The 22,487-nt window shown below is 39.1% G+C and carries 22 protein-coding genes; 20 read left to right on the forward strand and 2 right to left on the reverse strand.

Annotated features, from left to right (window positions below; all coding sequences use genetic code 11):
• Positions 1-133: 133 nt before the first annotated feature.
• The 15 genes from sigW to glmS all read left to right on the forward strand — a co-directional run bounded on the left by sigW (position 134) and on the right by glmS (position 16,549).
• On the forward strand, positions 134-697 hold the full coding sequence (sigW, locus tag C8K15_RS18175; protein ID WP_108587831.1) for an RNA polymerase sigma factor SigW: 564 nt from the start codon (positions 134-136) through the stop codon (positions 695-697).
• 12 nt (positions 698-709) lie between these two features.
• The gene (locus C8K15_RS18180) at positions 710-1,336 is read left to right on the forward strand and encodes an anti-sigma factor family protein (protein ID WP_108587832.1); all 627 of its coding nucleotides are present in this window, start codon (positions 710-712) and stop codon (positions 1,334-1,336) included.
• Positions 1,337-1,465: 129 nt separating this feature from the next.
• Positions 1,466-2,302, forward strand: coding sequence for a diadenylate cyclase CdaA (gene cdaA, locus C8K15_RS18185; protein ID WP_108587833.1), 837 nt, complete (start codon positions 1,466-1,468; stop codon positions 2,300-2,302).
• Entirely contained in the window at positions 2,295-3,269 is a 975-nt protein-coding gene (locus tag C8K15_RS18190) for a CdaR family protein (RefSeq protein WP_108587834.1), read from the forward strand. The genes cdaA and C8K15_RS18190 overlap by 8 nt, the downstream gene beginning before the upstream one ends.
• A gap of 219 nt (positions 3,270-3,488) precedes the next feature.
• On the forward strand, positions 3,489-4,841 hold the full coding sequence (gene glmM / locus C8K15_RS18195) for a phosphoglucosamine mutase (RefSeq protein WP_108587835.1): 1,353 nt from the start codon (positions 3,489-3,491) through the stop codon (positions 4,839-4,841).
• A gap of 183 nt (positions 4,842-5,024) precedes the next feature.
• The gene (locus tag C8K15_RS18200) at positions 5,025-5,474 is read left to right on the forward strand and encodes an Lrp/AsnC family transcriptional regulator (RefSeq protein ID WP_108587836.1); all 450 of its coding nucleotides are present in this window, start codon (positions 5,025-5,027) and stop codon (positions 5,472-5,474) included.
• Positions 5,475-5,803: 329 nt separating this feature from the next.
• On the forward strand, positions 5,804-6,745 hold the full coding sequence (gene nikB / locus C8K15_RS18205) for a nickel ABC transporter permease (RefSeq protein ID WP_108587837.1): 942 nt from the start codon (positions 5,804-5,806) through the stop codon (positions 6,743-6,745).
• Positions 6,746-6,760: 15 nt separating this feature from the next.
• Positions 6,761-7,657: an ABC transporter permease gene (locus C8K15_RS18210; protein WP_108587838.1), complete on the forward strand. Its 897-nt coding sequence runs from the start codon at positions 6,761-6,763 to the stop codon at positions 7,655-7,657.
• A 24-nt stretch (positions 7,658-7,681) separates the two neighbouring features.
• Complete coding sequence (locus C8K15_RS18215) at positions 7,682-9,238, forward strand: glutathione ABC transporter substrate-binding protein (protein WP_199224141.1); 1,557 nt, start codon at positions 7,682-7,684, stop codon at positions 9,236-9,238.
• Positions 9,239-9,246: 8 nt separating this feature from the next.
• Positions 9,247-10,254 carry an ABC transporter ATP-binding protein gene (locus C8K15_RS18220; protein ID WP_108587839.1) on the forward strand — a complete coding sequence of 336 codons (1,008 nt, stop codon included), beginning with the start codon at positions 9,247-9,249 and terminating at the stop codon, positions 10,252-10,254.
• Positions 10,229-11,230 carry an ABC transporter ATP-binding protein gene (locus C8K15_RS18225; protein WP_108587840.1) on the forward strand — a complete coding sequence of 334 codons (1,002 nt, stop codon included), beginning with the start codon at positions 10,229-10,231 and terminating at the stop codon, positions 11,228-11,230. The genes C8K15_RS18220 and C8K15_RS18225 overlap by 26 nt, the downstream gene beginning before the upstream one ends.
• A gap of 39 nt (positions 11,231-11,269) precedes the next feature.
• The gene (locus C8K15_RS18230; RefSeq protein WP_108587841.1) at positions 11,270-12,874 is read left to right on the forward strand and encodes a gamma-glutamyltransferase family protein; all 1,605 of its coding nucleotides are present in this window, start codon (positions 11,270-11,272) and stop codon (positions 12,872-12,874) included.
• Between the two features lie 62 nt (positions 12,875-12,936).
• A complete protein-coding gene (locus tag C8K15_RS18235) occupies positions 12,937-13,464 on the forward strand; it encodes a chromate transporter (protein WP_255421152.1) in 528 nt (175 codons plus the stop codon).
• A complete protein-coding gene (locus C8K15_RS18240) occupies positions 13,461-13,991 on the forward strand; it encodes a chromate transporter (protein ID WP_108587843.1) in 531 nt (176 codons plus the stop codon). Before C8K15_RS18235 ends, C8K15_RS18240 begins: the two co-directional genes overlap by 4 nt.
• A 755-nt stretch (positions 13,992-14,746) precedes the next feature.
• The gene (gene glmS / locus C8K15_RS18250) at positions 14,747-16,549 is read left to right on the forward strand and encodes a glutamine--fructose-6-phosphate transaminase (isomerizing) (RefSeq protein WP_108587845.1); all 1,803 of its coding nucleotides are present in this window, start codon (positions 14,747-14,749) and stop codon (positions 16,547-16,549) included.
• Between the two features lie 406 nt (positions 16,550-16,955).
• Here glmS and C8K15_RS18255 read toward each other — a convergent pair whose 3' ends face one another.
• Both C8K15_RS18255 and C8K15_RS18260 read right to left on the reverse strand, forming a co-directional pair.
• Entirely contained in the window at positions 16,956-18,053 is a 1,098-nt protein-coding gene (locus tag C8K15_RS18255) for an ABC transporter ATP-binding protein (RefSeq protein ID WP_108587846.1), read from the reverse strand.
• A 104-nt stretch (positions 18,054-18,157) separates the two neighbouring features.
• The gene (locus C8K15_RS18260) at positions 18,158-19,054 is read right to left on the reverse strand and encodes a PucR family transcriptional regulator (protein ID WP_108587847.1); all 897 of its coding nucleotides are present in this window, start codon (positions 19,052-19,054) and stop codon (positions 18,158-18,160) included.
• A gap of 430 nt (positions 19,055-19,484) precedes the next feature.
• Here C8K15_RS18260 and fliW point away from each other — a divergent pair, with 430 nt between their 5' ends.
• From fliW to C8K15_RS18285, 5 genes are all read left to right on the forward strand, one after another.
• Positions 19,485-19,943, forward strand: a complete 459-nt coding sequence (gene fliW, locus C8K15_RS18265) for a flagellar assembly protein FliW (RefSeq protein ID WP_108587848.1) — start codon at positions 19,485-19,487, stop codon at positions 19,941-19,943.
• Between the two features lie 3 nt (positions 19,944-19,946).
• On the forward strand, positions 19,947-20,168 hold the full coding sequence (csrA, locus tag C8K15_RS18270; protein WP_108587849.1) for a carbon storage regulator CsrA: 222 nt from the start codon (positions 19,947-19,949) through the stop codon (positions 20,166-20,168).
• 180 nt (positions 20,169-20,348) lie between these two features.
• Positions 20,349-21,176, forward strand: a complete 828-nt coding sequence (gene hag / locus C8K15_RS18275) for a flagellin Hag (RefSeq protein WP_108587850.1) — start codon at positions 20,349-20,351, stop codon at positions 21,174-21,176.
• A 72-nt stretch (positions 21,177-21,248) separates the two neighbouring features.
• Positions 21,249-21,449, forward strand: coding sequence for a YjfB family protein (locus C8K15_RS18280; protein WP_108587851.1), 201 nt, complete (start codon positions 21,249-21,251; stop codon positions 21,447-21,449).
• A gap of 154 nt (positions 21,450-21,603) precedes the next feature.
• Positions 21,604-22,347 (forward strand): glucosaminidase domain-containing protein, encoded by a 744-nt coding sequence (locus tag C8K15_RS18285; RefSeq protein ID WP_108587852.1) that lies wholly within the window; start codon positions 21,604-21,606, stop codon positions 22,345-22,347.
• Positions 22,348-22,487: the final 140 nt, after the last annotated feature.

The following is a 22,487-nucleotide window of genomic DNA, read 5'->3' on the forward strand; positions in this document are numbered from 1 at the left end:
TAAACTTTCTAAAAAACTGTAAGTATTTTGAAAAAACTTCTGATATAATTAATATAATTTAAAAAATGATGAAACCTGTCTAACCTTTAATCCGTATAAGTAAGACAGCCGCACGAGCGGAGGAGAATTTTTGATGGATGCGTTGATTAATAAACGAATAAAAGAAGTGTTAAAAGGCGATCAAAACGCATTCGCGGAGATTGTCGAGCTGTTTCAAGATAAATTGTATCGAATATGTTATCGCATGCTTGGTAACCAACACGAAGCGGAAGATATTGCCCAGGAAGCTTTTGTTCGCGCCTTTATTAACATACATACATTTGATACAAATCGAAAATTTTCAACTTGGTTGTACCGAATTGGAACCAATTTGTGTATCGATCGTATAAGAAAGAAGAAACCGGATTATTACTTAGATGCAGAGGTTGTGGGCACTGAAGGATTAAATATGTATTCGCAAATTGCCTCTAAAGAAGAATTACCGGAACAAGAAGTGTTGAAAATGGAAATGCAAGACCGTGTTCAATATGAAATTAGTCGACTGCCGGATAAATACCGGGCAGTGATTGTCCTTAAATATATGGAGGATTTACCACTCCAAGAAATTAGTGATATTTTAGAAATGCCACTTGGTACTGTGAAAACACGTATTCATAGAGGACGGGAAGCTCTTAGAAAGCAACTGAGTAACATGTAGGAGGGGTTTACAATGAATAACTGCCCAGATCATATCGTTCACTATATGCATGAACATTTAGACGGTGACATTAGTCGTGAACATGAGCTGGAGCTTCAGGCACATTTGACGAGTTGTACAACTTGTCAGCAACATATGAATGAATTAAGTAAAGTCGCTGTGTTCGTTCAGAGCGCTTCACATATAACAGCACCAAGTGGTTTTGTAGAAGGCGTTATTGCACGTATGCCGAAAGAAACCTCTCAAGTAGGAATGAAACGCTGGTTCCATAGCCACCCGTTACTGACGGCAGCGGCCTTGTTCATGATTTTAATGAGTGCATCTTTATTTAGCAGTTTTAATGATGATCAACAGTTCTCTTTTACAAAACAACCGAATATTGTGGTTGAAGGAGAAAGAGTAATTGTTCCAGCTGGTGAAACGGTAAATGGAGACATTGTGGTTAAAAATGGCGATCTTCAAATTGATGGAGATGTCAATGGCGATGTAACGGTTATCAATGGAACGCAATATACGGCGTCAACAGCTAATGTAACTGGGGAAATAGAAGAAATTAATCAAGTATTTGATTGGCTCTGGTACAAAATGAAATCAATAACGAAAGAGATTATGTCGTCTTTTGATAAAGCAGAAAAATAAGTCTCTCCGAAAAAGGAAGGCTTATTTTTTTCGGGTGCTTTGTGCTTTTCTCTTATGGTAAAGCAGAGTACTGGACCTTATGTTATACTGATTTCATATGAATACGTGAAGAAAAGTGGGGGATGCCACATGCCGTTTATTGACCAATTCACAGATTTGACGCCGGTAAACGTGCTCGTTAATATACTTGATGTGCTACTCGTGTGGTTTGTCATTTATAAAATTTTCACTTTAATAAAAGGAACGAAAGCGGTCCAGCTATTAAAAGGAATCTTTGTAATTATAATTGTTCGGGTGCTAACGCAAACGTTTGGTTTGGATACACTTGGTTGGATGATGCAAAAAATCATTGACTGGGGTTTCCTTGCCGTTATTATTATTTTCCAGCCCGAGCTAAGACGCGCCCTCGAACAAATTGGACGAGGCAAGTTATTTGCCCGCACAAGCCTTCAAGAAGCGGAAGAGCAAAATCGTTTAATAGAAGCGATAACGAAATCTGTAAGTTATATGGCAAAACGCCGTATTGGTGCGTTGATTTCAATTGAACGCGAAACAGGTTTAAGTGATTATATTGAAACTGGAATTCAAATGAACTCTGAAATTACTTCGGAATTATTGATTAATATCTTCATACCGAATACGCCACTTCATGATGGAGCGGTCATTATGCAAAAAAATAAAATAGCGGCAGCCGCTTGTTATTTGCCGTTATCCGAAAGTCCGTTTATTTCAAAAGAACTTGGAACTCGTCACCGTGCTGCGCTTGGTATAAGCGAAGTAACCGATGCGATCACGATTATCGTTTCTGAAGAAACCGGTGCAGTGAGTTTAACATCAAACGGAGACCTTCACCGAAATCTATCCATTGAAGAATTTGAAAAACGCTTACGTAAAGTGTGGTTCGGACCAGAACCTGAACTTGTAAGCAATTCTAAATGGACATGGAGGGGGAAAAAGAATGGATAAAATGATGGATAGCCCGTGGTTTTTGAGAATCACAGCGCTACTACTCGCCATGCTTTTGTTCTTAACGATTAAGTCTGATGAAGAAAACTTAAACGCAGCGACTAACGGAAATAAGACGGATATTATTCGTGATGTGCCGGTAGAAGTATATTATGACGATGACAACTTAGTAGTCACGGGCGTTCCTGAAACCGTGGACATGACGATAGAAGGACCTACATCCGATGTGCAAACGGCAAAACAGTTGCAAGATTTTACTGTCTTTGTGGATTTACGCTCGATGAATATGGGAGAACACAATGTCATGCTTCAAGCTGAAAACGTGTCAGACCGGCTACAAGTCACTTTGGATCCTTCTTATATTGAAGTTAATATTGAAGAGAAAATAACTCGAGAATTAGTTATAGAACCTGAATTTAATGATCGATTACTAGCTGAAAGCTTTGTGGTGACTACTATGAAATCGGATCCTCAACGTGTGCAAATAACTGGTGCGAAGAGCGTTATTGATAGTATTAGCTTTGTTAAAGCGACAGTTTCAGGGGATCAAGGGATCGATAAAACATTTACACAAGAAGCAAGTGTGAAGGTACTGGATAAGGATTTATCGAAATTAAATGTCGCCATCGAACCAGAACAAGTAAACGTGACGGTTGAAATCGAAGAATATAGCAAAGAAGTACCAATCACTCTAAGGCAAACTGGGAAACCCAAAGAAGGCGTTACAATTAATGAGCTAAGCCCATCGTTTGGAAATGTACGTGTTTATGGAAATCGTGCAGCAATAGATGATTTAAGCGTTATTATTGTAGACGTTGATATCAGTAAATTAGAGGATTCGAAACAGCTTAAAGTAAAAATCCCGCTGCCTAAAGGGGTTTCTAAAACTTCTGAGTCACAAATAGAAGTGGAAGCAGATGTTACACCAGCTCCTGATAAAGAGCCTAATACAGATGGCTCCCCTTAAACAGTAGAGCCAAATGTTCGAGATCAGAATCTGATTCTTGATGCATTGAATGTAAAGAGTTTTTAAAATTATGTAGATACAAACGAAGCCAGAACGGTGAGAAATGTGTTTGATATCATGTATAAAGTCCTGAAATGGTGACATGGACGGTAGGAATACCTTCCGTCACTGTTGATAGTGTAAGAACTTAAGTTTGGATTTGAAGGAGAGAGTATATATATGGGTAAATATTTTGGAACTGACGGAGTAAGAGGCGTAGCTAATAGTGAACTAACACCAGAACTAGCATTTAAATTAGGTCGTATCGGTGGGTATGTATTAACAAAAGGTGCAACGAATCGTCCGAAAGTGTTAATCGGTCGGGACACACGAATTTCTGGACATATGCTAGAAGGTGCACTTGTGGCAGGTCTATTATCTGTCGGTGCAGAAGTCATGCGTTTAGGTGTAATTAGTACTCCTGGTGTGTCTTACTTAACACGTGTGATGAGCGCAGAAGCGGGCGTTATGATTTCTGCTTCTCACAATCCAGTTGCTGATAACGGGATTAAATTCTTTGGTTCAGATGGTTTCAAACTTTCAGATGAACAAGAAGCTGAGATAGAAGCATTTATTGATGCGGAAACTGATGAACTGCCAAGACCAGTTGGAAGCAATTTAGGCTCTGTAACTGATTATTTTGAAGGTGGACAAAAATATATTAGTTACTTAAAACAAACTCTAGATGAAGATTTCGTTGGCATTCATGTTGCATTAGACTGTGCACACGGGGCAACGTCATCATTAGCAACACACGTATTTGCTGATTTGGATGCGGACCTTTCCACAATGGGTGCGTCACCAAACGGTTTGAATATAAATGAAGGTGTAGGCTCCACTCATCCTGAAGTATTAGCTAAATTTGTAGTTGATAAAGGAGCTCATGTTGGGCTTGCTTTTGATGGTGATGGAGATCGCTTGATTGCGGTAGATGAAAAAGGTCAGATAGTTGATGGCGATCAGATTATGTATATTTGTGCAAAACACTTGAACAAAGAAGGTCGCTTGAATAAAGACACTGTTGTATCAACAGTAATGAGTAATATGGGCTTCTATAAAGCACTTGAATCACAAGGTATGACAAGCGTGAAAACAGCCGTTGGTGATCGATATGTGGTCGAAGAAATGAAAAAGAATGGCTACAACTTAGGTGGAGAACAATCTGGACACATCGTGTTCTTAGATTACAATACAACTGGTGATGGCTTATTATCAGGTCTCCAACTCGTTAACATTATGAAAATTACAGGCAAAAAGTTATCTGAGCTTGCTGCTGAAATGACGATATTCCCACAGAAACTTGTAAATGTTCGTGTGACGGACAAACATGGTGTGACGGACAATGCTCATGTAGCAACAGTCATTGATGAAGTAGAAAAAGAAATGGCTGGAAATGGCCGTATCCTTGTACGTCCATCTGGTACAGAACCATTAGTACGTGTAATGGTTGAGGCATCAACAAAAGAAGATTGCGAACGTTATGTAGAGCGCATCGCTGAAGTTGTGCGTAGTGAAATGGGATTAGCTGAATAATTTTTTATGGAACTAGCTTCTTTTAGAAGCTGGTTCTTTTTTTCTTTCTTACTGATAAGATATGTCTTTTTGTTTGAATATCTGGAAAAATAAAAACAAGTTGTAAGATTATTTATTATTTTACTTTCTATTTGTAAAATGTTTTCGTATAATACCTATATAATGGTAGAAAGTGGGTGTAATATGCGTTTAGATGATACAGATAAACGTATTTTAGAATTATTAACTGCAAATGGACGCTTATCGTATGTCGATATAGGTAAAGAACTTAACTTATCAAGAGTAGCTGTTCGAGAACGCGTGCATCAATTGCAAGAAACGGGTGTAATCGAGCGTTTTACGGTGGTCATCAATTCTGAAAAAGTTGGGAAAAGTGTTTCAGGATTTTTTGAAGTAGACTGTGAACCTTCTTCATTAGTGGAGGTTGCTGAAAAACTTGCTGATAATCCGAGTGTAGCGAGTTGTTATCAAATGACGGGTCCATCTACTTTACATATGCATGTACTGGTCGATGACTTCTCCAATTTAGAGAAATTTATTAACGAAGAATTGTATGCTTTAGGTGGAATTACGCGTGTTGAGAGTCATATATTACTAAGGCGATTTAAGAGTAGAAGTGGCTTGAAATTATAATTACAAAGAGACCCTTACATTTCTAAAGGAATGTAAGGGTCTCTTTGTGTAGAAATTTCTATCTACGAAATGATTGAAAACGCTTCTGGAAAAGAAGTGTGCAATTCATACCATTTTGTTGATTTTTTTCATAATAACATTACGATATGTAAGTAAAAAGACATGAAATAAAAGCGAAAAGAATTAAAAAATCAATAAAATTTAATTTATTTGAATATTACTATATATTTATATATATCTATGCTCTATAATCACAATTAATAAATAACAAACATTTGTTAATCAAATAAAGAAAATAGATTAACAAATGTAAGAAGGTAGGGGAGTAAATGATAGCTTTGATTGTCCGAAGGGGCATACAACTTGTATTTTTATTACTGGGTATTTCATTTCTTGTATTTTCATCCATGTATATAGCTCCTGGAGATCCAGCAACGATGGTAGGTGGACCCACTGCAACGGAATCAGATCTAGAAGCCATTCGGGATAATCTTGGTTTAAATGATCCATTCTTAGTTCAATATGGAAAGTATTTGAAAAATGCTGCACAAGGAGATTTTGGGTATTCATATCAAACGAAACAAACTGTTTCTGAAGCAATTGCTGTTCGTTTCCCAAATACCTTAAAACTAGCAATTGCAAGTATGATTGTCGCAGTCATAATAGGAATCTTCGCTGGTTTAATATCAGCACTAAAACATAATTCCTGGCTTGATGTAACATCCACCACGTTTGCACTTGCAGGTATCTCAATTCCTAACTTTTGGCTTGGGGCACTATTAATTCTCGTGTTTGCAGTGAATCTGCAGTGGCTTCCGGTCGGTGGATTGTCGGATCCTTTCTATACTGTTGAAGGACTTAAACAACTAGTTCTTCCAGCCATCACACTCGGTACTGGTTCAGCGGCAATGATTGCCCGCATGGCGAGGTCCTCAATGCTAGAAGTAATAAAGGCAGATTACGTAAGGACGGCGCGAGCGAAAGGTGTGAAGGAACGCAATGTTATTTGGATTCACACCTTGAAAAATGCAATGATACCAGTCATTACAGTTATCGGTTTAAACTTTGGATTCTTACTAGGTGGAACGATTATCACTGAAAAAGTATTCGCGATAAATGGAGTTGGCAGGTTAATGATTGATTCAATCGCAATGAGAGACTTCCCAATGGTTCAAGGGTCAGTATTATTGGTAGCTACATTATTTGTAGTTGTGAATTTGATTGTAGATATTGTATATACATTTATCGATCCACGTATCAGTTACGACTGATGAAAGGAGGCCCACATGACGAACGCTGTATTAACAACCGATTTAAAAACATCAGTAGTTAAGAAGAAAGAAAAAGTTTATGTAACCACTTTAAAGAGATTGTTGAAGAATAAATTAGCAGTGGCTGGAATGGTTATCATTATTCTGCAAATTGGAATGGCCATTTTTGCACCCGTTATCTCTACTCATGATCCGATACACCAAAACTTAGTGAAAAGCGAGTTGCCGATGTTCTCAGAAAATCATTGGTTAGGAACTGATAATTATGGGCGAGACGTCTGGTCCCGAATTGTCTACGGAGCACGAATTTCCTTATTAGTGGGAATCACGGCCGTGTCTTTAGGATTACTTGGGGGCGTAACGCTTGGTCTGCTAGGTGGTTATTATAAAAAACTTGATGGCATCATCATGAGAATCGTCGATTTACTGTTTTCGTTTCCAGGAATTTTGTTAGCCATGTTAATCATTGCTATTCTAGGAACAAATTTAGTGAACGTTGCAATCGCTATAAGTATTTGGTCTATTCCTACATGTGCTCGGATTGTCAGAGGTTCTGTTCTTTCCATTAAGCAAAAAGAGTATATCATGGCTATGAAATCCTTGGGAGCATCAGATTTCCGCATTATGATTCGTCACATTTTACCCAATGCAATGGCGCCAATCATCGTGTTTGCTACAATGCGTATGGCAACAGCCATATTATCAACAGCCTCACTAAGTTATCTTGGCTTAGGTGCGCAACCACCAACTCCAGAGTGGGGAGCTATGATTGCAGTAGGACAAAACTATATGTGGACATCACCACACTTAACTATCATTCCGGGTATCGCCATCATGTTAACGGTTTTTGCTTTTAATGTAGTGGGGGATGGATTAAGAGATGCACTAGATCCAAATATGGATATTAATTAAACTAAATGACCAGGGGGAAGAATAGTGAAGAAAACAGTATGGTACTCAATCATGTTAATCGCAATGCTTGTATTAGCAGCGTGTTCAGGGGAATCGGCATCGGCTCCTAAAAATTCAGACGGTTCTAAAGATGAAGGTCCTGCTGCAAGCAGTGAGACATTTACGTTTGCAACAACTTCAGATGCTGTTGGTTTATCGCCAACGTTAACGAACGATTCGATGTCAGCTAACGTAATCGAACATGTATACGATACACTGTTTGCGCGTAACCCGGAAACAAAGGAAATCGAACCAAAATTAGCAGAGTCATATGAAATCAAAGATGATTTAACATGGGTATTTAAATTAAAAGAAGGGATCAAGTTCCATGATGGAACACCTTTTAATGCAGAAGCAGTAAAATACACGTTTGATAAATTACGCGACCCGGCTACAGCAGCACCTCGTGCATCACTACTTGAGCCAGTCGATACAATTACGGTAATAGACGAGAACACTTTAGAAATTAAAACAAAATATCCGTACGGAGTATTTTTAGCGGCTCTTTCACATTCAAATGCAGCAATAATCAGTCCAACAGCTGACCAAGCACAAGATTTAATGAAAGATCCAGTTGGAACTGGTCCATTTAAATTCGTAAGCTGGACACCTGGAGATCAAGTTGAATTAGAAGCAAATGAAGAGTACTGGAATGGTGCACCTGCACTTAAGCATGTCGTGTTTAAAGTGGTACCCGAAGTTTCTACTGCCATCTCCATGCTGGAAGCAGGAGAAGTTCAATTTATTGATAACTTACCACCAGAACAAATGAAACGCTTAGAGTCTATGCAAAACGTTAATGTTGAAAAAACGGATGGCACACCTGTATACTATTTAACTTTTAATCATTCAAAAGAAATGAACCAAGATCCTGAGTTCCGTAAAGCAGTTGCAGCCGCAATTGACCGTGACGCATTCATTTCAAAATTAAATGGATTAGGCGTTCGTAGTGATAGTATCTTAGGACCGCAGGTGTTTGGCTATGATGAATCGGCCGACAACGCTGGATCTGCTTATGATTTAGAAGCAGCGAAAGCATTGGTTGAGAAGAATGGCTATGGTGATAAACCAATTAAGTTGTTAACGGCTAATCGTGGTACCTTCACATTAATGGCAGAAATCGTGCAAGCACAATTAACGGAAGCTGGGTTTAAAGTTGAAATTGAGTCATTGGAATGGGCAACCTTCCTTGACACTGCAAGAAGTGGGCAATACGATATTACGTTCTTAAGCTGGTCAAATGTGACGGGTGACGGATCAGAAATGTTTTATCCAAACTTCCACAGCGACAATGCGGGGACATCAAACCGTGCTCAATACAAAAATCCTGAGTTTGACAAATTAGTTGTTGAATCTCGTACCACTATTGATCAAGAAGAGCGTGAAGTGATTTTGGACAAAGCAAATAAATTAATGCTTGAGGACAATGCAGCAGTTGTTATGTATCACGGGATTGTAACAGCCGCAATGGATAAAGCATATACAGGACTTGAATTAGATCCAAACGGTAAATGGAGTTTGACAAACGTTACTGGGAAGTAGGGTGAACCATGCAGGAGACATTATTAGAAGTGAACAATTTAGTAACTGAATTCCGTACAGCTGACGGCAACGTTCAAGCTGTACGGGATGTCTCCTTTTCCATTGCGAAAGGTGAGACATTATGTATAGTTGGTGAATCGGGTTGTGGGAAGAGTATTACTTCACTTTCCGTAATTGGATTGCTCCCGAGTAATGGAAAGATTGCAAGCGGAGAAGTGAAATACGAAGGAAAGCCAATTCATAATTTGCCATATGAAGAATTAAGAAAAATGCGTGGAACGAAAATATCCATGATATTCCAAGAGCCAATGACGGCATTAAACCCAGTATTAACTGTTGGGTATCAATTACGCGAACCATTAATTCTTCATTATAAAGTTAGTAAAAGTGCCGCAACCAAACAAGGGATTGAGTTGTTAAAACAAGTCGGAATTCCGTATCCTGAAAAAAGAATGAATCAATATCCCCATGAGCTGAGTGGAGGGATGCGCCAGCGTGTCATGATTGCCATGGCTCTTGCTTGTCATCCAGGATTATTAATAGCAGACGAACCAACAACCGCTTTGGATGTAACCATTCAAGCTCAGATTTTGGATTTAATTAATGAGTTAAAAGAGAAACTAAACATGGGTGTCATGATGGTTACGCATGACATGGGGGTTGTAGCTGAAGTAGCTGATCGAGTGATGGTTATGTATGCCGGGAAAAAAGTTGAAGAAGGCACTGTAACTGAAATATTTGATAATCCCAAACACCCTTATACAATTGGACTGCTAAATTCAGTACCAAATATCGATGACCCGGATTTTGAATTAGAGCCAATACCAGGATCTCTACCTAGTTTGACCGAACAAATTCAAGGATGTCGTTTCCATCCACGTTGTAAATTTGCGACCGATAAATGTCGTGAAATTGCGCCGCCTGAATTCTCAACAGAAGAAGGGCATGTTGTGAGTTGTTGGTTACATGAAGAAGTGGAGGAGGTAAAACATGGTCACCTTGTCGCCCAAATCTGATCAAAAAATACTCCTCGAGTTAAAAGGTGTTAAAAAGTACTTTCCTATTAAAGGTGGCATTTTAAAACGTGATCAAGGACACGTAAAGGCCGTCGAAGATGTGTCACTTCAATTATATGAAGGTGAAAGTTTAGGTGTAGTTGGAGAATCTGGCTGTGGGAAATCGACACTTGGTCGTGCCATCCTAGGGCTTGAAGAGTTGACTGAAGGGAAAATCCACTTTAGGAATGAAGAAATTCAAGATTTAAAACGCAAAGAAAAATTGAAATTCGTCAAAGAAATGCAGATGATCTTCCAAGACCCATATGCTTCACTAAATCCACGTCAACGTATTGGGCATGCACTAGAAGAAGTATTTACAATGCATACAAACATGTCTGCAAAAGAAAAACGTGCAAGTGTGTTGGATCTGCTTCATGAAGTAGGATTAAAAGAAGAGCACTTTGACAGATATCCTCATGAATTTAGTGGAGGCCAAAGACAACGTATTGGAATTGCCCGTGCGATTGCCTTAAATCCTTCGTTTGTCATATGTGATGAAGCAGTATCTGCGCTGGATGTTTCTGTACAAGCACAAGTGTTAAAATTATTGAAGACATTACAAGAAAAATACCAACTATCCTATTTGTTTATTTCACATGATTTAGGTGTTGTTCGTTATTTTTGTGATCGTGTTTTAGTTATGTACCTGGGTAACACTGTGGAATTGGGAACTGTAAAAGAATTATTTGCGAACCCATTACATCCATACACGCAAGCCCTTTTATCGGCAATTCCAAGACCATCTGTTCACACCAATAAAAAACGCATTCGCTTGGAAGGTGATTTGCCAAACCCGGCAAACCCGCCAACCGGCTGTCCGTTTCACACGCGTTGTCCCATTGCACAAGAAGTGTGTATGGTAGACAAACCAGCTTGGCAAGAAATTGAACCGGCGCACTTTGCGGCTTGTCATTTTGCAGGTACCAAAATTTAATCATATACAATGTACCAATCGAAATTGAGGGGGATCATCATGGATTACTTACACCACCCATTTGCAGGGAAACGTCACACCGTATTCGCGAAGAAAGGCATGGTCGCAACATCGCAGCCACTAGCAGCACAAGCAGGTCTTGAAATTTTGCAGAAAGGTGGCAATGCAATTGACGCAGCGATTGCGACAGCTGCAGCATTGACAGTAGTTGAACCAACTTCTAACGGAATTGGCGGCGATGCATTCGCACTTGTATGGACAAAGGATAAGCTACATGGTCTCAATGCCTCTGGTCCTGCGCCACAATCGATTTCTGCTGAAGCCATCCGTCAAAAAGGACATGAAAAAATGCCTGTATTTGGTGTGATTCCTGTCACGGTTCCTGGTGTACCGTCTGCTTGGGCAGAGCTTTCACAGAAATTCGGAAAGTTACCGTTAAAAGAAGTACTTGTTCCAGCAATTCGTTACGCCGAAGAAGGCTACCCATTAACACCAATTCTCGGTAAGTACTGGAAAGCAGCATATAAAAAATTCAAAGAAACCTTTACAACAGAAGAATTCGCATCATGGTTTGAAACATTTGCACCAAACGGTCGAGCGCCTGAAGTAGGAGAAGTATGGTCTTCTCCAGGTCATGCAAAAACGCTACGCGCAATCGGAGAAACAAACGCACGCGATTTCTATGAAGGCGAAATTGCAGATAAAATAGATGCGTATTTTAAAAAACATGACGGGTACTTAACAAAAGAAGATTTAGCTACATACAAACCACAATGGGTTAAACCAGTGTCTGCGAATTATCGTGGATATGATGTGTGGGAAATTCCACCAAATGGACAAGGCATGGTAGCGCTTATGGCGTTAAATGTTTTTAAACAATTAGACAAACCAGCTTGGCAAGATGCAGACACATTCCATCAACAGATTGAAGCAATGAAATTGGCTTTCACAGACGGCCAAGCGTTTATTACGGAACCTGAAGCAATGCCAGTAAGCGTTGAACATTTACTATCTGAAGAATACGCAGAAAACCGTGCGGGTGTCATCGAAGATACCGCAAGTAACCCACAACCTTATGAACTGCCAAAGGGTGGCACGGTATATTTAGCGGTAGCTGATGATGAAGGAAATATGGTTTCTTATATCCAAAGTAATTATATGGGCTTTGGTTCAGGTATCGTAGTGCCAGGCACTGGCATTGGTTTACAAAACCGTGGACATGATTTTTCACTTGACGAAACACACCCGAATGTCTTGAAACCAGGAAAGAGAACGTATCATACCATCATTCCAGGTTTTCTTACGAAGGATGGTCAAGCAGTTGGGCCGTTTGGTGTTATGGGAGGATATATGCAACCCCAGGGCCACTTCCAAGTAGTAACCAATACAGTGGATTTCTTATTAAATCCGCAAGCGACATTGGATATGCCTCGATGGCAGTGGATGAAGGGGAAGACGGTCCACGTCGAACCGGAGTTTCCGAATTATTTGGTGCAGAACTTGGTTAGAAAAGGACATGACATACAAGTTACATCGGACGGTGGTAGCTTTGGACGTGGACAAATCATTTGGCGGAATCCCGAAACGGGCGTGCTGCAAGGCGGTACAGAATCCCGAACTGACGGAACCATAGCTGCTTGGTAGTACGTACGATACCGAAGAACAGCTCCGCACGTCCAGGACGTGTTCTTCACCGTAATATCTGCTTGGCTTTTTTTCGAATTGGTATGCTTGGATTTGGCGGAGGACCTTCCTCAATTCCGTTGGTTCATCAAGAAGTAGTAAAAAAATATGGATGGATGACAGATGATGAATTCGGGGACACCCTTGCTCTAGCAAATACATTACCAGGTCCGATCGCGACTAAAATGGCAGGATATATAGGCTATCGAGTTGCGGGGATATGGGGTTTACTTAATGCTCTTCTGGCATCCGCTATCCCGACAGTTGTGCTAATGATTGTCTTTCTTGGATTGCTTCAAACGTATAAAGACATTCCGTGGGTACAACATATGTCTGCGACTGTAGTGCCAGTTGTTGCAGTAATGCTTGCTGTTTTAACATGGGACTTTATTAAAAAATCTGGTGAAACGCTCGGTTGGATGCGTGCTATTATGCTTTTGGCACTGTCAGCTATTCTGATAGAAGCTTTGCATATCCATCCGGCCATTGTTATTTTGGGTTGTATCTTAGCAGTCTTTTCCCCTCTATTAAAAAGGAGGAAAAAAGCATGATTTATTGGCATTTGTTTTTAGCTTTCTTTATCCCAGGCATATTGGGTTATGGTGGAGGACCAGCTTCCATTCCGCTAGTTGAACATGAAGTGGTAGGGAATTATGAATGGATGTCTACGCAAGAATTTAGTGAAGTAGTCGCGATTGGCAATTCATTACCTGGTCCAATAGCTACGAAGATGGCAGGTTATATTGGGTACACTGAAGCGGGTATACTGGGATCCATTGTCGCAATGATTGCGACGGTTGCTCCTTCTTTAATCCTAATGGTCTTCATGATGGCAATTTTGATGAAATACAAAGATGAGCCTGAAGTGAAAAACTTAACGAAAGTCATTAGACCGGTTATTGCGATTTTACTCGCCTTTATGACGATTCAATTTGCACAAGAATCAGTTGAAGGCATAGGTATTGCCTATACATTAATAGTAATGGTAGTGAGTTTTGTGTTATTGGAAAAAGTGAAATTACATCCAGCATTTATCATTGCCTTGGCATTAGTCTTTGGAGCTATTACAGGTTTGTGAAGAGTCGCAGTGATGCGGCTCTTTTTGTTATGTAAGAAAGTATAAGTTTTTTCGAACTACACCTTCGAATTCTGAGATTGCTTTGTGCCCACTCAATGTGGGTTTTCATCCGTTCAACTTAGATTTTCATCCATTCACGTGACGTTTCCGACCATTCGCTTGGAAAAGGACACCATTCCTCTGGAGAAAAACACTAGTTCCTCTAATCGAATCCTTATATGGTGAAGACGAATAAACCTTTAGCGTGCCGATAAAAAGCTGCATGTAGCCGATAAAACCTATGACAAATCCGATTAAATTCATTTCCATAGGTGAAATGGATCGACTCCTTATCCTACTAAAGAATTGATGCCTGAATTTCCTAAACTACTAGGTTATTTATGAATACAATGGGGTAAAGTACTTTATTGACGTTTGTACGTGAATTCAGTATGATAGGAATGTTGGCGTAAACTGTAAGTCATTGACAACTGACTACGTCACCGTGCTAAAGGAGCGAATGATTGCACGCAAAAAAATAGGAAAACAATGATAGCGCCTGAGCTGAAGAAATTGGACGAAACGGATCTTCAGCAGACGAGGAGGAGGAGTATCGAAGATTCGGCGGATACCTCCCGGCCGCGATGCCCGGTCGTAATTCTGATTCTTAACCCGTGAAAGTGATTTTGCGATTAAAGGAAGAAGAGGGCACACGACAGCGTCTGTACGTTTTGCAGAACGCTTATTTTGATTTTATTAAATGGAGGATTTAAATTATGTGCGGAATTGTAGGATACATCGGAGAGTTAGATTCAAAAGAGATTTTATTAAAAGGGTTAGAGAAATTAGAATACCGCGGTTACGATTCAGCAGGTATTGCTGTACGTAATGAAGATGGTGTAACTATTTTCAAAGAAAAAGGTCGTATTGCAGACTTGCGTAAAGCAGTAGAAGATGATGTGCATGCAAAAACAGGGATTGGTCATACTCGCTGGGCAACACACGGAGTGCCAAACCAATTAAATGCGCATCCACATCAAAGTGAATCAGGTCGTTATACACTTGTTCATAACGGGGTTATCGAAAACTATCATTTGCTTCAAAAAGAATATTTACCAGGCGTTAAAATGAAATCTGATACGGACACAGAAGTTATTGTGCAATTGATTGAGAAGTTCTCAAACGAAGGCGTGACAACTGGTGAAGCTTTCCGTCATACGTTGTCTTTGTTACACGGTTCATATGCAATCGCGTTACTAGATTCAGAAGAAGCACAAACTATCTATGTGGCTAAAAACAAAAGCCCGTTATTAGTAGGTCTTGGAGACGACTTTAACGTAGTGGCATCTGACGCGATGGCAATGTTACAAGTTACAGACCAATACGTAGAACTTCACGATCAAGAAATGGTGATTGTGAAAAAAGAGTCTGTTGAAATTCAAAAATTAGATGGCTCTGTTGTAAAACGTGATTCATATACGGCAGAACTTGATATGAGCGATATTGAAAAAGGCATGTATCCACATTACATGTTAAAAGAAATTGATGAGCAACCGGCTGTTATGCGTAAAATTATCCAAGCATATCAGAATGAACAAGGGAAGCTTGAAATTGAAGAAGGCATTTTAACAGCATTGAATAATGCAGATCGCCTTTATATTATTGCAGCAGGTACGAGTTACCACGCAGGATTAGTTGGTAAAGAATACTTCGAGAAAATCGCGGGAATTCCAGTAGAAGTTCACATTTCAAGTGAATTTGGCTACAACATGCCACTACTTTCTGAAAAACCATTATTCATGTTTATTACTCAATCTGGAGAAACAGCAGATAGCCGTCAAGTATTAGTGAAAATTAAAGAATTAGGTCATCCTACGTTGACTGTAACCAATGTAAAAGGTTCTACGCTTTCTCGTGAAGCGGATTATACATTGTTACTACATGCAGGACCTGAAATTGCGGTAGCTTCTACAAAAGCATATACAGCTCAAATCGCTGTTCTTGCACTTACAGCTGCAGTTGCTGCTGAAAACGCAGGACGTACAGTAGATTTCGATATCGTAAAAGAACTTGGTATCGTGGCGAATGCTGTTCAAGCGATGGTTGATTCAAAAGAAGAAATGGAGCAAATCGCTCGTGACTTCCTTTCAACAACACGCAATGCATTCTTCATTGGCCGTAACCTAGATTTCTGTGTCAGCATGGAAGGCGCACTAAAACTAAAAGAAATTTCGTACATCCAAGCAGAAGGTTTTGCAGGTGGCGAATTGAAACACGGGACGATCGCTTTAATTGAAGATGGCACGCCAATCTTCGCATTAGCGACACAAAAAGCAGTAAGCTTAAACATCCGTGGTAACGTTAAAGAAGTTGTAGCTCGTGGAGCAAACCCATGTATTATTGCAATGGAAGGCATGGAAGAAGAAGGCGATACACTTGTTTTACCAAAAGTGCATCCATTACTAACACCACTTGTTTCGGTTATACCATTACAATTAATCAGCTACTACGCTGCACTACACCGTGACTGTGACGTGGATAAACCACGTAACTTAGCGAAATCAGTAACAGTTGAATAAATAAAATATTTGTAAAAAACCGATACAGGTGATGAACCAACCCTGTATCGGTTTTTTTATGGGATAAACTGGGCGGAAGGGAATAAAGCTCTGTCGAACAGGAATAAATGGGTTGTGAATGGGAAGAAATCGATCGGGAACAGGAACAAACAACTCTCGAAAAGCAATAAATCAAAATGAAAGGGAATAAACTTCCTGCAGAGCAGCGGACCAGTCTGCAACAGGTAGAATAAACTACGTAACCGTAACGCTTAGTTAACAACAGGGAAAGAAGATAAACCCGATGCAGGATTAATTCCTACCATCTGGTTTTTTGTGCTCTTTCGATTGCTCCAGAGACATTCGGCGGTTAAATCGGAGAGAATAATGACATTGAAAAAAGCCCACCAATATCGTGGGCTTCTATTTATCGAATGCGATTTTCTGTTTCTTTATCGAAGAAATGTGCTTTTGTAAGATCAAACGAAAGAGGCATTACTTTCCCAGGTTCAGCTGTAGCATCTGCATGAATACGGGCTACAAATGGTTGTCCTTCAAGTGACGAATACAACATGAGCTCAGCGCCGGTTAGCTCAGACACTTCTACTTTCACTTCTATTGTTGTATCAGGGAAATGAGCAAGAGTATCCACATCACCATATATATGTTCAGGTCTCAAACCGAGAATAAGGTCTTTCCCATTGTATCCTTTATCCCCTAATAGAGTAAGTTTGTCTTGAGGAACCTTCATAGAGACTTGGCCAATATGAATGTAACCATCTACTAGTTTCCCTTCAAAGAAATTCATAGCAGGTGAACCAATGAACCCCCCAACAAAAACATTATCGGGATATCCATAAACCTCTTTAGGGGATCCTATTTGTTGGATGAAACCATCTTTCATTACGACAAGACGAGTGGCCATTGTCATAGCTTCCGTTTGATCGTGTGTCACATACACTGTGGTTGTTTTTAGTCTTTGATGTAATTTAGCAATTTCAGCACGCATTTGAACTCGTAATTTTGCATCTAGGTTTGATAAAGGTTCATCCATTAAAAAGAGTTTAGCATCACGTACAATTGCACGGCCAAGCGCTACACGTTGACGTTGTCCACCAGATAATGCTTTGGGTTTCTTCTCTAAATAATTTGGTAAACCTAGAATCTCAGCAGCATTTTGAACACGGTCATCAATTTCTTTTTTAGGGAATTTTCGCAGTTTTAATCCGAATGCCATATTCTCGTACACAGACATATGAGGATAAAGAGCGTAGTTTTGGAAAACCATGGCGATATCACGATCTTTAGAAGCCACGTCATTGACTACTTTTCCTTCAATACGGAATTCGCCAGATGTTATTTCTTCAAGTCCAGCAATCATTCGAAGAGTTGTTGATTTTCCACAACCTGATGGGCCAACTAAAACAATGAATTCTTGATCTTCTATATGTAAGTTGAAATCGGAGACTGCAGTGTACTTGCCGTCATACACCTTGTTAATGTTTTCTAGCACAAATTTACTCATACAAACACCCCTTTGAAATGATTACTTGTATCTTAACAATAGGAGTGGACGCGTGATATGGGCGATGTGCACAATAATTTACATCCTGTATAGTGCAAATTGGATTAATGCTTTTCTGCAATTAAGCTAGCGCAATAAGCAACCAGTGCCCCATCAAATTGACGCACAGGAATGCCTGTAATGTTGTGAAATTTTGCTAGACGGTACTGAAGGGTATTTCTGTGAATATGGAGCTTCTTTGCTGTAATAGATGCATTGAATCCATTCTCGAAAAAAAGCTGAACCGTCTGAAGAAGTTCCAAATCATAATCAATGGGGATTAAGATTTCTTTGACTAGGACATGTTTCATGTCTTCAGACATTTCCTGAATGAGATGAAAGGGAAAAGAATTTTCCATAGTATAAATTCGCTCAGCCCGATGTCTCTCTATACTATTTAGGAACCAATCTTTCTCTGTTGAAAAATGTTGAGGGAAATGAGAATTGACAGGCTGAAATTTTCCGATATACAGTCTAGCTTTACTATAAAAATCACTTTCAAGTGCAGCAATAAATGAAGAAAAATCTTCAACGGTGCATAAATAAGTTGTTTGTTTTTCAATCAAATAGGCACTTTGAGAAGAGATAAATAGAAGTTGCATCGAGTCTCCAAAAAAAGCTCGGCAAGCTTCAGTTATATCTGCTTCGTTTATATTGTTTTCTTTAAAATATAGTTGAATTATCCGAACAGACTCTGCTTCATTTAATGGAGAAGGACCAGCAGATTTGAGAAAGTTAAGCCATTTTGTTGAAGTTAAATCATTCACTGCTGTACGGGATTTAATTTCGGTATAGATGGATGAGAGAAGACCATACTCTCGGTTGGTAACTTCAGTTTTTCGAATACTGATCCAAGTGTGGGACTGTGGATTGTGGAATGTATAATCATCTTCATTTAATTCAGTAGGATATTCGGAAAGAACTTGGAGAGATGGAAAGAATGTCATCAAGTTATTAGTCACGTCATGAATTCTCCTTTTTGATCAAACTAAATACATTTTCATTTAACCATATACGGAAGGCTAATGCCTATCGAAAGAAGGGAATACTATGAATATGAATATTATCGTACTAGAAGATTATCATGCTATGAGTGAACTTTTATGACGTCAAAAGAAACTCAGGATACGATACAAGGGAATCCATATAAAATCGAGCTTTTAAGGAAATCCAAAAAGGTTCTCTTGCAAGTTTCTGATGATACTCAATAGTACTTCCAACCATCTTCATTTGTGAAGATGGTTTTTTTGAGGGAAAGAATCCCTTCAATTCTCATATGACCTCCTGAAGAAAGCCTTCATAAAATAGTTTTACTGTCTACTAAAACAAATGTATGTAAAAATAGGTACTAGAATGAAATAGAAAAACTTTACAAGATGAAGGGAGACGTTTATGAAGATTCAAACTACCCGTTTTGGTGAACTAGAAATAGCAGATAGTAGTGTTATCACTTTTAATAAAGGTATTCCAGGATTTGAAGAGTCTAAGAAATATGTATTAATCCCTGCGGATGATAAAGATGATACACCGTTCTTCTTCTTGCAATCGATAGATAAAGAAGAAGTGAACTTTTTTTTAGTCGATCCCTTCTCTTTTTTTAAGGAATATGATATTAAACTTGAAGAGCAAATGGTGGAAAGACTTGAATTAGAGAGTCCAACTGATGCAATCGTATTAACAACGGTTACAGCTAAAGGTGAGATTAAGGACGCAACCACTAATTTAAAAGCTCCTCTAATCATCAATAATACCAAGCAACTAGGAATGCAGGTTGTATTGGATAATAGAGACTATCTAATCAAACAGCCATTATTCCAATACAGTGAAAAAGCTGTAGCAAGGCAGGTGTAGCATATGTTAGTGCTTGGAAGAAAAAAAGGTGAATCCATCATAATCGATAACGACATTGAAATTATCGTTACTGCTATTGAAGGAGATACAATAAAACTCGGTTTTAAAGCACCAAAGCATATTACCATCCACAGGAAGGAAGTCTATCTAGAGATTCAGGAAGAGAATCGACTAGCAACTTCAAATGTCATCAACTTGAGTGATTTCTTGAATATGAAAAAGTGAATTTACTGGTAAAGCCTGCAGAAATATTGTGGGCTTTTATTTTTTTAAAAAAATTATAGAAATATTTTCAAGAAACGCTAAACATTTTTCAGCAGCCTCCGATAAACATAGTGTAAGGAAGTTCAAACGGATTTGAACTCTTGCAAAAAACAAAAAAACATTACACGGAGGTAATACAAAATGATTATCAATCACAACATCGCAGCACTTAACACACACCGCCAACTAGGCAGTGCAAACAACGCACAAATGAACAGCATGGAGAAATTGTCTTCAGGGTTACGTATTAACCATGCAAGTGATGACGCGGCAGGTTTGTCAATTTCAGAGAAAATGCGTGGGCAAATTCGTGGACTAGAACAAGCTGGTCGAAATGCACAAGATGGTATTTCTGTAATTCAAACGGCTGAAGGTGCATTGAACGAAACTCACTCTATTTTACAACGTCAACGTGAACTTGTAGTCCAAGCTGGGAATGCAGGAACTCTTGAACAAGATGATCTTACTGCTATTCAAAAGGAAATTGGAGAATTGAATACGGAGTTAGATAATATTGCATCACGCACTGAGTTTAACGGAAAAAAATTACTAGACGGAAGTTTTTCTAGTGATTTACAAGTCGGAGCGAATATTGGTCAACAGCACACAATAACAATTGACTCTGGAACAGCTACTGAAGGATTTAGTTCAGCAAACTTAACAGTAAGTGGTATTACGGCAGATGGATCAACTTTTGACGCTGATGTAGCATTGGTAGATGCAGCAATAGCTAAAGTTTCTGTTGCTCGCTCTGGACTTGGTGCAAACCAAAATCGCTTAGAACATACTATTAATAACTTGAATAACTCTTCTGAAAACCTGACAGCTGCGGAATCTCGTATCCGTGACGTTGACATGGCGAAAGAAATGATGGAACAAACTAAGAACTCTATTCTTTCTCAAGCAGCACAAGCAATGTTGGCGCAAGCAAACCAACAGCCACAAGCTGTTCTTCAATTACTACGTTAATCATAAGACTAAAAAGGAGCCTGTTTTTAGGCTCTTTTTTTCATAAGATATGAAAATTAAGGGGTGGATTCCATGGATATTGCCGCTTTATCAATGGCGTTAAGTCAAATGAATGTCCGACAAGAAGCAAGTATTTCTATTTTGAAAAAAACGATGAATCAAGCTGAATCGAATGGGCAAAGTGTGGTCAAAATGCTGCAAGATTCAAGTATTAAAGTTATGGAAATGTCTGTCCGACCTCATATTGGAAGCCAGTTAGATATAAGAGGATGAAATTCAAGGAAGTTCATACCTGTAAAAGGTCATGGTCTTCCCTATTTGTGTTTGAAGATTTTCATCTCCCCTTGCCACAATTCTCCTATTCTTTTTTCCAATATTATCTTGTAATATAGACATACAAGCATTTAAACAAAGGGTGTGAGAACTTTTGACTAGTCCTATTTCTTCCAATTGGTTTTATTATACGGCGATGTCTTCAATGGCTAAGGTAATGCCGGCTTTAAACCAAACCGGAAATGCTAATTCGATAAGTGGTGCAGCAAACCCGACCTCTTTTTTTATGATGTTGATGACTGCCATGATGGAGAATCTTGAAGATACGGATACAGTTGGTACACAAATGGGAGAGACACTACCTTTCTCGCAAACCACTCAGTTGACCACGCCGTCACTTTCTACACCAATGACGAATTCATATAATCCTATAACGATACAACATATCAATAAAATAGATGTTTCCACAACTGCAGGGGATACGAGTGATTTTAAGTTCAAGCCTATGCAGTTTCTCAAATTGGACAATAGTTTAGAAGGTAAATTGAGCGGGATGGCTTCCCATTTTATTGATGCTGGGAAGAAATACGATATACATCCAGGTTTACTTTCGGCAATTGCTATTCATGAAACTGGAAATGGATCTTCAAAGGCAGTCAATGAAAAAAATAATGTTGCGGGCATGATGGGCAAGAACGGTCTGAGAAGTTATGCCTCTGTTGAAGACAGTATTTTCGATATGGCTCGTAATTTACGTCAGAATTATTTAAATCAAGGGAAAGATACGATTGTCAAAATTGGAGCAAAATATGCACCTGTTGGGGCAGCCAATGATCCGACAGGCTTGAACAACCACTGGACTCAAGGTGTTAACCGTTATTATAATAGCCTCACTTAAGAAAAGACTGGTTCTCCAAGAACCTGTCTCAGACTGTAGACAAAATCGAAAAATCGAGTTTGTCTACAGTCTTTTTTGTTTTTATAATAGAAGTATAAAATCTTGAGGTGATTACAATGCTTACAAAACATAATTCAATT

The sequence above is a fragment of the Paenisporosarcina sp. OV554 genome (assembly GCF_003058165.1).
Lineage (GTDB): Bacteria > Bacillota > Bacilli > Bacillales_A > Planococcaceae > Paenisporosarcina.

Coding starts and splice junctions, on each gene's coding strand:
- sigW (WP_108587831.1), top strand. CDS start 134: ATGGATGCGTTGATTAATAAACGAATAAAAGAAGTGTTAAAAGGCGAT.
- C8K15_RS18180 (WP_108587832.1), top strand. CDS start 710: ATGAATAACTGCCCAGATCATATCGTTCACTATATGCATGAACATTTA.
- cdaA (WP_108587833.1), top strand. CDS start 1,466: ATGCCGTTTATTGACCAATTCACAGATTTGACGCCGGTAAACGTGCTC.
- C8K15_RS18190 (WP_108587834.1), top strand. CDS start 2,295: ATGGATAAAATGATGGATAGCCCGTGGTTTTTGAGAATCACAGCGCTA.
- glmM (WP_108587835.1), top strand. CDS start 3,489: ATGGGTAAATATTTTGGAACTGACGGAGTAAGAGGCGTAGCTAATAGT.
- C8K15_RS18200 (WP_108587836.1), top strand. CDS start 5,025: ATGCGTTTAGATGATACAGATAAACGTATTTTAGAATTATTAACTGCA.
- nikB (WP_108587837.1), top strand. CDS start 5,804: ATGATAGCTTTGATTGTCCGAAGGGGCATACAACTTGTATTTTTATTA.
- C8K15_RS18210 (WP_108587838.1), top strand. CDS start 6,761: ATGACGAACGCTGTATTAACAACCGATTTAAAAACATCAGTAGTTAAG.
- C8K15_RS18220 (WP_108587839.1), top strand. CDS start 9,247: ATGCAGGAGACATTATTAGAAGTGAACAATTTAGTAACTGAATTCCGT.
- C8K15_RS18225 (WP_108587840.1), top strand. CDS start 10,229: ATGGTCACCTTGTCGCCCAAATCTGATCAAAAAATACTCCTCGAGTTA.
- C8K15_RS18230 (WP_108587841.1), top strand. CDS start 11,270: ATGGATTACTTACACCACCCATTTGCAGGGAAACGTCACACCGTATTC.
- C8K15_RS18240 (WP_108587843.1), top strand. CDS start 13,461: ATGATTTATTGGCATTTGTTTTTAGCTTTCTTTATCCCAGGCATATTG.
- glmS (WP_108587845.1), top strand. CDS start 14,747: ATGTGCGGAATTGTAGGATACATCGGAGAGTTAGATTCAAAAGAGATT.
- C8K15_RS18255 (WP_108587846.1), bottom strand. CDS start 18,053: ATGAGTAAATTTGTGCTAGAAAACATTAACAAGGTGTATGACGGCAAG.
- fliW (WP_108587848.1), top strand. CDS start 19,485: ATGAAGATTCAAACTACCCGTTTTGGTGAACTAGAAATAGCAGATAGT.
- csrA (WP_108587849.1), top strand. CDS start 19,947: ATGTTAGTGCTTGGAAGAAAAAAAGGTGAATCCATCATAATCGATAAC.
- hag (WP_108587850.1), top strand. CDS start 20,349: ATGATTATCAATCACAACATCGCAGCACTTAACACACACCGCCAACTA.
- C8K15_RS18280 (WP_108587851.1), top strand. CDS start 21,249: ATGGATATTGCCGCTTTATCAATGGCGTTAAGTCAAATGAATGTCCGA.